General features: G+C 59.7%; 8 protein-coding genes. 2 read left to right on the top strand and 6 right to left on the bottom strand.

The annotated features are described in order from the left end of the window. From Q7W83_RS06540 to arcD (Q7W83_RS06560), 5 genes are all read right to left on the bottom strand, one after another. The coding region (locus Q7W83_RS06540) for a DUF5064 family protein (RefSeq protein ID WP_473655813.1) at window positions 1–264 on the bottom strand (264 nt) is incomplete at its 3' end. Window positions 265–276: 12 nt separating this feature from the next. Next, complete coding sequence (gene arcC / locus Q7W83_RS06545) at window positions 277–1,206, bottom strand: carbamate kinase (protein ID WP_150633187.1); 930 nt, start codon at window positions 1,204–1,206, stop codon at window positions 277–279. Window positions 1,207–1,394: 188 nt separating this feature from the next. Beyond that, window positions 1,395–2,405, bottom strand: a complete 1,011-nt coding sequence (locus Q7W83_RS06550) for an ornithine carbamoyltransferase (RefSeq protein ID WP_150639427.1) — start codon at window positions 2,403–2,405, stop codon at window positions 1,395–1,397. 70 nt (window positions 2,406–2,475) lie between these two features. Next, on the bottom strand, window positions 2,476–3,732 hold the full coding sequence (gene arcA / locus Q7W83_RS06555; protein ID WP_150639426.1) for an arginine deiminase: 1,257 nt from the start codon (window positions 3,730–3,732) through the stop codon (window positions 2,476–2,478). Window positions 3,733–3,767: 35 nt separating this feature from the next. After that, window positions 3,768–5,195, bottom strand: coding sequence for an arginine-ornithine antiporter (gene arcD / locus Q7W83_RS06560; RefSeq protein WP_150633184.1), 1,428 nt, complete (start codon window positions 5,193–5,195; stop codon window positions 3,768–3,770). Window positions 5,196–5,619: 424 nt separating this feature from the next. Between arcD (Q7W83_RS06560) and arcD (Q7W83_RS06565) the strand changes: the two genes are divergently transcribed. Together arcD (Q7W83_RS06565) and Q7W83_RS06570 are read left to right on the top strand one after the other, a co-directional pair. Next, window positions 5,620–7,047, top strand: a complete 1,428-nt coding sequence (arcD, locus tag Q7W83_RS06565; protein ID WP_473655814.1) for an arginine-ornithine antiporter — start codon at window positions 5,620–5,622, stop codon at window positions 7,045–7,047. Beyond that, entirely contained in the window at window positions 7,044–7,907 is an 864-nt protein-coding gene (locus Q7W83_RS06570) for a DNA-3-methyladenine glycosylase family protein (RefSeq protein ID WP_473655815.1), read from the top strand. The genes arcD (Q7W83_RS06565) and Q7W83_RS06570 overlap by 4 nt, the downstream gene beginning before the upstream one ends. A 179-nt stretch (window positions 7,908–8,086) precedes the next feature. Here Q7W83_RS06570 and Q7W83_RS06575 read toward each other — a convergent pair whose 3' ends face one another. Continuing rightward, window positions 8,087–9,418 (bottom strand): CoA transferase, encoded by a 1,332-nt coding sequence (locus Q7W83_RS06575; RefSeq protein ID WP_473655816.1) that lies wholly within the window; start codon window positions 9,416–9,418, stop codon window positions 8,087–8,089. Window positions 9,419–9,543: the final 125 nt, after the last annotated feature.

Below are 9,543 nucleotides of genomic sequence, written 5' to 3' on the forward strand. Positions count from 1 at the left end.
GATCTGGCTGTGTGTCCTTGGAATGCCGTACTTCTCGGCGATATTCGTTATGTTGTTGGCGAAGTTGTAGGCCTCAACCTTGGGTAGAAAGAAGGTTTCGCTCATATCCTTGTTCTGAATGCTGCCATGCATGGTGAACTGGATGCCTTTTTCGCCTTTGTCGTCCTTGCTGACCTCATAGTCGAGGTGCAGGTTGTAGCTGACATCATCCGGGGTCAGCGCGTGGCGCTCGATGTGCAGCTTGCCGGGCTCGAACGTTGCCATTGACGTTTCTCCTTATAAATAAGTTATGCCAGGTTTCGCCGTGCTGATGCGCGTTCCGGCCTTGCCCTGGACGATCGCTTCGATGTCCGAGAGTGAACCGATCACCGCAGTTTTTCCAGTATGGCGGGCAAACTCACAGGCCGCCTGAACCTTCGGCCCCATGGAACCTGCGGCAAAACCGAGTTTCTCCATGTCGTCCGGGTGCGCCTGAGCGATGGCTTTCTGGGTCGGTTTGCCGAAGTCGATGAAGGCGGCGTTGACGTCGGTGGCGATCACCAGCAAATCACTGTCCAGCTGTTCGGCCAGCAGCGCCGAGCACAGGTCCTTGTCGATCACCGCTTCCACGCCTTGCAGCTTGCCGTGGGCGCCGTACATCGTCGGGATGCCACCACCGCCGGCGCAGATCACGATGCTGCCTTTTTCCAGCAGCCACTTGATCGGGCGGATTTCGAAGATGCGTTTCGGTCTCGGGCTGGCGACCACGCGACGGTATTTGTCGCCGTCCGGGGCAATCGCCCAGCCTTTTTCGGCGGCGAGTTTTTCCGCTTCGGCCTTGGCGTAGACCGGGCCGATGGGTTTGCTCGGGTTCTGGAACGCCGGATCGTTGGGGTCGACTTCAACTTGGGTCAGGAGCGTGGCGAAGGGCACTTCGAAGTCCAGCAGATTACCCAGTTCCTGTTCGATGATGTAGCCGATCATGCCTTCGGTTTCGGCGCCGAGCACGTCCAGCGGATACGGCGAAACCGAGGTGTAAGCCGCCGCTTGCAGCGACAGCAGGCCGACCTGCGGACCATTGCCGTGGGCGATGACCAGTTCATTGCCGGCGTAAATCTTGGCGATTTGCTCGGTGGCGATCCGGATGTTGGCGCGTTGATTGTCCGCGGTCATGGGTTCACCACGGCGGAGCAGGGCGTTACCGCCCAGAGCAACGACGATACGCATAATGCAGTCCTTTCAATAAAGAGGTTACGAGCGACTCGGTTCCCCTGTCGAAACCCGGTCAATGTGGGAGCGAGCCTGCTCGCGATAGCGGAGTCACAGTCAACATCATTGTTGAATGTGAGATGGTCATCGCGAGCAGGCTCGCTCCCACAGGGGCTTTGTTCCAGCCGGGAGAGTCGGGCGGGCCGTTAGATATCCGCCAGCGCTGACACCAGAATCGCCTTGATGGTGTGCATGCGGTTTTCCGCTTGCTCGAAGGCGATGTTGGCCGGGGATTCGAAGACTTCTTCAGTCACCTCCACGCCATTGGCCAGGTTCGGGTAGCGCGCGGCGATGTCCTTGCCGACCTTGGTTTCGCTGTTGTGGAACGCCGGCAGGCAGTGCATGAATTTCACGCGCGGGTTGCCCGAGGCTTTCATCATCGCCGCGTTGACCTGGTACGGCAGCAGTTGCTCGATACGCTCGTCCCACGCTTCCACCGGCTCACCCATCGAAACCCAGATGTCGGTGTGGATGAAGTCCACGCCCTTGACCGCTTCTTTCGGGTCTTCGGTGATGGTGATGCGTGCGCCGCTTTCTTCGGCGAAGGCTTTGCACTGGGCGATGAAATCAGCGTGTGGCCACAGCGCTTTCGGCGCGGCGATGCGCACGTCCATGCCGAGTTTGGCGCCGATCATCAGCAGCGAGTTGCCCATGTTGTAGCGGGCGTCGCCGAGGTAGGCGTAGCTGATGTCATGCAGCGGTTTGTCGCTGTGTTCGCGCATGGTCAGGGTGTCGGCGATCATCTGCGTCGGGTGGAACTCAGCGGTCAGACCGTTGAACACCGGCACACCGGCGAACTTGGCGAGCTCTTCGACAATTTCCTGTTCGAAGCCACGGTATTCGATGGCATCGAACATCCGCCCGAGCACGCGGGCGGTGTCTTTCATGCTTTCCTTGTGGCCGATCTGCGACGACACCGGGTCAATGTAGGTGACGTGGGCGCCCTGGTCATGGGCCGCGACTTCGAAGGCGCAACGGGTGCGGGTCGAGGTTTTTTCGAAGATCAGTGCGATGTTCTTGCCTTGCAGGTGCGGACGCTCGGTGCCGGTGTACTTGGCGCGCTTGAGGTCGCGGGACAGGTCCAGCAAATAGTTCAGCTCGCGAGTCGTATGGTGCATCAACGAGAGCAGGCTGCGGTTACGCATGTTGAAAGCCATGATTGGATCTCCTTGGGTTTCGGTTATCCGCCTGCTTCACGCGTTATAAGCGTGAAGCAGGGCTCAGGATTTAATAGTCGATAGGGTCGCGAATGATCGGGCAGGTCATGCAGTGGCCGCCGCCACGTCCGCGCCCCAGTTCGCCGGCGCTGATGGTGATGACTTCCACACCGGCCTTGCGCAGCAGGGTGTTGGTGTAGGTGTTGCGGTCATAACCGATCACCACGCCCGGCTCCACGGCCACCACGTTGTTGCCGTCATCCCACTGTTCGCGTTCGGCGGCGAAGCTGTTGCCGCCGGTTTCCACCACGCGCAATGCTTTGAGGTTGAGGGCCTTGGCCACGGTGTCGAGAAAGTTGGTTTCTTCGCGGCGAATGTCGATGCCGCCCGGTTTGCTTTCGTCAGGACGCAAGGTGAAGGCGACGATCTGGTTCACCACTTCCGGGAAGATCGTGACCAGGTCGCGGTCGCAGAAACTGAACACGGTGTCCAGGTGCATCGCGGCACGGGACTTCGGCAGGCCGGCAACGATGACTTTCTCGACGGCTTTGTTCTTGAACAGGTTCACCGCCAGTTGGCCGATCGCCTGACGGGACGAGCGTTCACCCATGCCGATCAACACCACGCCGTTGCCGATTGGCATCACGTCGCCGCCTTCAAGGGTGGCGCTGCCGTGTTCCTGATCCGGGTCGCCGTACCAGATTTCAAAGTCGGCGTTGGTGAATTGCGGGTGGAATTTGTAGATGGCGCTGGCCAGCAGGGTTTCCTGACGGCGGGCCGGCCAGTACATCGGGTTCAGGGTCACGCCACCATAGATCCAGCAGGTGGTGTCGCGGGTGAACTGGGTGTTGGGCAGCGGCGGCAGAATGAAGCTGGAGTGGCCGAGGAAGTCGCGGAACATCTGAATGGTCTTGCCGCCGAAGCTGTCCGGCAGGTCATCGGCGGACACGCCGCCAATCAGGAACTCGGCGATCTTGCGCGGCTCCAGGCTGCGCAGCCACGAACCGACTTCATGGATCAGGCCGAGGCCGACCGAATTGGCGGTGACCTTGCGTTCCAGAATCCAGTCCAGCGCTTCAGGGATGGCGACGATGTCGGTCAGCAGGTTGTGCATTTCCAGCACGTCGATGTTGCGTTCACGCATTTTGGTGACGAAGTCGAAATGGTCACGCTTGGCCTGGGCGACCCACAGCACATCATCGAAAAGCAGCTCATCGCAGTTGTTCGGGGTCAGCCGCTGGTGGGCCAGGCCGGGGGAGCAAACCATGACTTTGCGCAGTTTGCCGGCTTCGGAATGTACGCCGTACTTAACTTTTTCGGTGGTCATTTCAGTGATCCTCCAAATGACAAATCAATCAGGTGTTACAGGGTCAGGAAGCCGTCATACAGCCCGTAAGCCGCCACGAGGGCGCCCACGACGACTGCGGCGAAAATCAGCTTCTCGACGTTGGTGAAAACCGGTTTGTTGACTTCAAGCTTGGCCTTGGCGAACAGGATCGCGCCGGGGGCATAGAGCAGGGCGGAGAGCAGCAGGTATTTGACGCCGCCGGCATAGATCAGCCAGATCGCGTAGATCAATGCGACGGCACCGATGAACAGGTCTTTCCTGCGCTCGGCCATGGCGTTTTCATAACTCTCGCCTCGCACCGCCAGCAGCAGCGCATAGGCCGCCGACCACAGGTACGGCACCAGAATCATCGAGGTGGCGAGGTAGATCAGCGACAGGTACGTGCTGGCCGAGAACAGCGTAATGACCAAGAACAATTGCACCATCGCGTTGGTCAGCCACAAGGCGTTGACCGGTACGTGGTTGGCGTTTTCCTTGCGCAGGAAGGCCGGCATGGTGTGGTCCTTGGCGGCGGCGAACATGATCTCCGCGCACAGCAGCACCCACGACAGCAGCGCCCCCAGCAGCGAGATGATCAGACCGATGCTGATCAGCACCGCGCCCCACGGACCGACCACATGTTCCAGTACGGCTGCCATTGACGGGTTCTGCAACTTGGCCAATTCCGGTTGGGTCATGATGCCCAGCGACAGCACGTTCACCAGCACCAGGAACAGCAGCACGGTGATGAAACCGATCACGGTGGCTTTACCGACGTCGCTGCGTTTTTCTGCGCGGGCCGAAAAGATGCTCGCGCCTTCGATGCCGATGAACACCCACACGGTGACCAGCATCATGTTGCGCACCTGGTTCATCACGCTGCCCAGGTCCGGGTTTTTCAGGCCCCAGATGTCAGCGGTGAAGATGTCCAGTTTGAAGGCGAAAACAGCGATCAGCACAAACAGCAGCAGCGGCACGACCTTGGCAACGGTGGTCACCAGGTTGATGAACGCGGCTTCCTTGATCCCCCGCAGCACGAGGAAATGCACACCCCAGAGCAGCACCGACGCGCCGATTACTGCGGCAACGGTGTTGCCTTCGCCAAAGATCGGGAAGAAGTAACCGAGGGTGCTGAACAGCAAAACGAAGTAGCCGACGTTGCCGAGCCAGGCACTGATCCAGTAACCCCAGGCGGACGAGAAACCCATGTAGTCGCCGAACCCGGCCTTGGCGTAGGCGTAGACACCGCCGTCCAGGTCAGGTTTTCGATTGGCAAGGGTTTGAAAGACGAAGGCCAGCGTCAGCATGCCGACGGCGGTAATGGCCCAACCGATCAGCACGGCGCCGACGTCGGCACTGGCGGCCATGTTCTGCGGCAAAGAGAAGATCCCGCCACCAATCATTGAGCCGACAACCAGCGCAACCAGTGCACCGAGTTTCAGTTTTCCGGGGGATTCAGACATTGCATGACTCCAATGCAGGAGAAAAGAGACAACAGATTAATTCTGTTCGCTATTCAATCATCTGACATAGATCAGTGCATGGTCACATTCCATTGTTAATGAAAGACTTATGAATCTTTCCCAGGCATAACGGTATTGCCGGAAAAGCCCAGTCCAGAGCCATCGGCCAGAACGCTCAGCAATGGAGGATATTACTCGGACCTTTAGGCTAGTTCGTTTTCCGGTTTGCGCAAATTTTTGAAGTTTGTTTCAGTACCGAATTGATTTATTAGGATCAACACACAAAACTGCTGTTGCCGACTGCGGCTATAGAAGCACCGGCTATAAATAGAAGACGCGAATCGCCATTAATTAATAAACGTTATTACCGTTTGCCTATTTAGTTAAAGTTATTCCTGGGGCGAGGAAAAAAGGAGACGCTGGAATGTCGCAACCGACGCAAAAACTTCGCCTGAGCGCACTGATTGCGCTGGTGGTGGGATCGATGATTGGCGGCGGGATCTTCTCTTTGCCACAGAACATGGCGGCGCGTGCCGATGCTGGCGCGATATTGATCGGTTGGGCCATCACGGCGGTCGGCATGCTGACGCTGGCCTTCGTGTTCCAGACGCTGGCCAATCGCAAGCCCGAACTGGACTCCGGGGTGTACGCCTACGCCAAGGCCGGGTTCGGCGACTACATGGGGTTCTCGTCCGCGTGGGGTTACTGGATTAGCGCCTGGCTCGGCAACGTCGGCTACTTCGTCTTGCTGTTCAGCACCCTGGGGTACTTCTTTCCGGTGTTTGGCCAGGGCAACACGCCCATCGCCATCGGCTGCGCCTCGGTCCTGCTCTGGGCCGTGCATTTTCTGGTGATGCGCGGGATCAAGGAAGCGACGTTCATCAATCAGTTGACCACCGTGGCCAAGATCGTGCCGCTGATCATGTTCATCGTCATCGCCGCCGTGGCGTTCAAGGCTGACATCTTCACTCGCGACATCTGGGGTCACAGCAACCCGAATTTCGGCGGGGTGATGGATCAAGTGCGCAACATGATGCTGGTCACCGTGTTTGTGTTCATCGGCATCGAGGGCGCCAGTGTGTATTCGGCGCGGGCGGAGAAACGTTCGGATGTGGGGCGCGCCACGGTTATCGGTTTTCTCGGCGTGCTGGCGTTGTTGGTGCTGGTGAATGTGTTGTCGCTGGGGATCATGAGTCAGCCGGAACTGGCCAACCTGCAGAACCCATCGCTGGCGGCGGTGCTGGAACGTATCGTCGGGCCCTGGGGCGCTTTGTTGATCAGCATTGGCCTGGCGATTTCGCTGCTGGGTGCACTGTTGTCCTGGGCGCTGCTGTGCGCCGAGATCCTGTTTGCCACGGCGAAAGACAACACCATGCCGGCCTTCCTGAAAAAGGAAAACGCCAATCATGTGCCGGTCAATGCGCTGTGGCTGACCAACGTGATGATCCAGATTTTCCTGCTGATCACGCTGTTTTCCGCTGGCACCTACACCGGCCTGATCTACCTCGCGTCGTCGATGATTCTGGTGCCATATCTGTGGTCGGCGGCGTATGCGGTGCTGTTGAGCGGGCGCGGCGAAACCTACGAACATGCCTCGGCGGAACGCACCAAAGACCTGCTGATCGGCGGCATCGCGCTGAGTTACGCGGTGTGGCTGTTGTACGCCGGCGGGGTGAAGTATTTGCTGCTGTCGGCGTTGTTGTATGCACCGGGGGTGATTCTGTTCGCCAAGGCCAAACACGAGCAGGGTGAACCGCTGTTTACGACCATCGAGAAAGGGATTTTTACCGCGGTCATCAGCGGCGCCGGGTTGGCGGCGTATGGCTTGTACAGCGGATTGCTGTCGTTGTGAGGTTGCTGCTGGCGTATCAACCGCCCTATGACTGGCCGGCGATGCTGGGCTTCTTGTCGGCGCGGGCTGTGGCGGGAATGGAAACGGTGGTGGATGGCGTGTATTCGCGCAGCATCGGCTTGAACGGTGTTCACGGTACGTTCTCGATAAGGCCGGTGGCGGGCGATGCGCTGCAAGTGACGCTGGACTTTGCTGATCCGGCGGCGCTGCCGGAGATCGTTGCGCGGTTGCGGCGGATGTTTGATCTGGATGCGGATTTATCGGCGATTCATCAGTCGCTGAAGGCTGATCCGTTGATGGCGCGGTTGATTGCCGAGCGCCCGGGATTGCGGGTTCCGGGGGCGTGGGACGGTCTCGAACTGGCGATTCGTGCGGTGTTGGGTCAGCAGATTACGGTGAGCGCGGCGATCCGGTTGGCGGTGAAACTGGTGGCGCAGTATGGGCAGCCTTTTGACTCTGTTCTGCCCGGTGTCACATCTGTGTTTCCTGAGGCGGCCGTTTTGGCGGACGCAGATCTGGCAACGCTGGGCATGCCGAAAAGTCGGGGCCGGACGTTGTCGGGTGTGGCTCAGGCGTTGCTCGATGATCCGTTGCTGTTTGAACCGGGGCGTGAGGGCGGTGTGGCGCGGTTGCTGGCGTTGCACGGGATTGGCGACTGGACGGCGCAGTACATTGCGTTGCGGCAGTTGCGGGAGATGGATGCGTTTCCGAGTGGGGATGTGGGGTTGATCAATGCACTGGCGGCGCTTCAAGAAAGGCCGGTGACGGCGCGGGAATTGCTGCTGCGCGCCGAGGCGTGGCGACCTTGCCGAGGGTATGCGGCGCAGCTTCTTTGGACTTCGTTGAGCCGGATGGATTGAGTTGTTTGTTACGGCCTCATCGCCAGCAGGCTGGCTCCCACAGGTTTTGTGATCGACATAAGTCCGCTGTGGGGCAACTGTCTTGATTTTGATGATTTGGTTTGGCTGGCTCCCACAGGTTTTGTGAACGATGCAGATTCACTGTGGGAGCCAGCCTGCTGGCGATGGGGCCAGAACGGTCACCCCCACTGCGCGCGATGAGAACCCAATTCAGTTGCCGGCAGTGCCCACTGCAATGGCGTGCCGGTGATTTTCAGCGGCACTTGCAACCGATGCGCCGGGCCCCATGGCGTTTGCTCAACCAACAGGCCCTGATCGTTTTCTTCCTCCGCCCGCAAGGCCTCGGTTGTCCCAGCGACATTTTCAATCAACAACTTCGCCGTCCGCGCCAACGACAATCTGGCTGACCCACCACGTCCCAATAGGGTGATCGACGCAGCCGCCATCAAATATCCGGTGGCATGATCGAGTGCCTGCACCGGCAGCGGCGTCGGCTTGTCCGCGGTCTTCCACTGCATGCCCGCCTCGGCAATCCCGCTGCTCATCTGCACCAGGCTGTCGAAGCCGCGCCGGTTCTGCCATGGACCGCTCCAGCCGTAGGCGTTGAGGCACACATCAATCAGGCCTGGCGCCAGTTTCTGCCGCTCGGCGACACCGTAACCCAACCTTTGCAATGCGTCGGCGCGGTAGCCGTGGAGCAAGATATCGGCGTCCTTGAGCAGGCTTTCGAATAGCGTTCGATCCTCCTTGTTGTGCAGGTCCAGGCGTGCGCAGCGTTTGCCCAGCGTGACTTCCGGTACCACGCCCGGTTCGTTCCAGGTCGGTGGGTCGATGCGCAAGACATCGGCGCCCAGGCCCGCGAGAAAACGACTGGCGACGGGCCCTGCGAGCACGCGTGTGAGGTCCAGCACCTTGATCCCGGCCAGCGGTTGCGCCACCGAACCTTTCCAGGGTTTGGGCTGTTGCGGGTTACCGGCGCTGAACTGAATCAACGGCTCGGCGTTCACCGCCAAACCTTGTGGGTGCGCTTGCCATTGCGCCCAGGTACGCATCTCAGCGGCGCAGCCACCGGCGTCGACCACGGCCTGTTCCAGATCGGTTTTCGCCCATTGCGCCACCTTGCTCGCCACGTCTGCGCGGTCGGCACACGCGCCGAGCACGCTGTCGGCGGCGGCACGATGATGAGGTGCGTTGGTGTGCAGGCGGATCCAGCCATCCTTGGTCGCATAGTCGCCGGCAACCGGGTCCCACAGCGGTGGAATGCTCCAACCGACGGGGCGGATCGACGTGGCGAACCAGAAAGACGCGAGGCGACGGTCGACTTCAAGGTTGGGTAAGCGACCGGTCTGCTGCTGCAGTAATTCGCTGGCAGCCTGGCCGGCAGCGGCAATGCTGGCGCAGGCCAGGTCGGTGACGGCGAACGCCGAGGCCAAGGCGCCGCTCGAGGTAAACGGAATCGGGGTGTGGGGCAAGCCGAGTGCGGCTTGAATGGACGTGAGTAAATCAGTCATCGAAGGCCCTCCGAAACGAGAGCTCGATCATAGATCAAAAAAATGCCCGGCCGGATGAAATCCCCAATTGCCAACCGAACACCTGATCCTGTGGGAGCTGGCTTGCCTGCGATGGCGGTGTGTCA

Source organism: Pseudomonas sp. 300, assembly GCF_055803035.1.

Excerpts from the sequence above, each read along its gene's own strand:
- arcC (WP_150633187.1), bottom strand. The coding sequence starts at position 1,206 with ATGCGTATCGTCGTTGCTCTGGGCGGTAACGCCCTGCTCCGCCGTGGT.
- arcD (WP_150633184.1), bottom strand. The coding sequence starts at position 5,195 with ATGTCTGAATCCCCCGGAAAACTGAAACTCGGTGCACTGGTTGCGCTG.
- arcD (WP_473655814.1), top strand. The coding sequence starts at position 5,620 with ATGTCGCAACCGACGCAAAAACTTCGCCTGAGCGCACTGATTGCGCTG.
- Q7W83_RS06550 (WP_150639427.1), bottom strand. The coding sequence starts at position 2,405 with ATGGCTTTCAACATGCGTAACCGCAGCCTGCTCTCGTTGATGCACCAT.
- arcA (WP_150639426.1), bottom strand. The coding sequence starts at position 3,732 with ATGACCACCGAAAAAGTTAAGTACGGCGTACATTCCGAAGCCGGCAAA.
- Q7W83_RS06575 (WP_473655816.1), bottom strand. The coding sequence starts at position 9,418 with ATGACTGATTTACTCACGTCCATTCAAGCCGCACTCGGCTTGCCCCAC.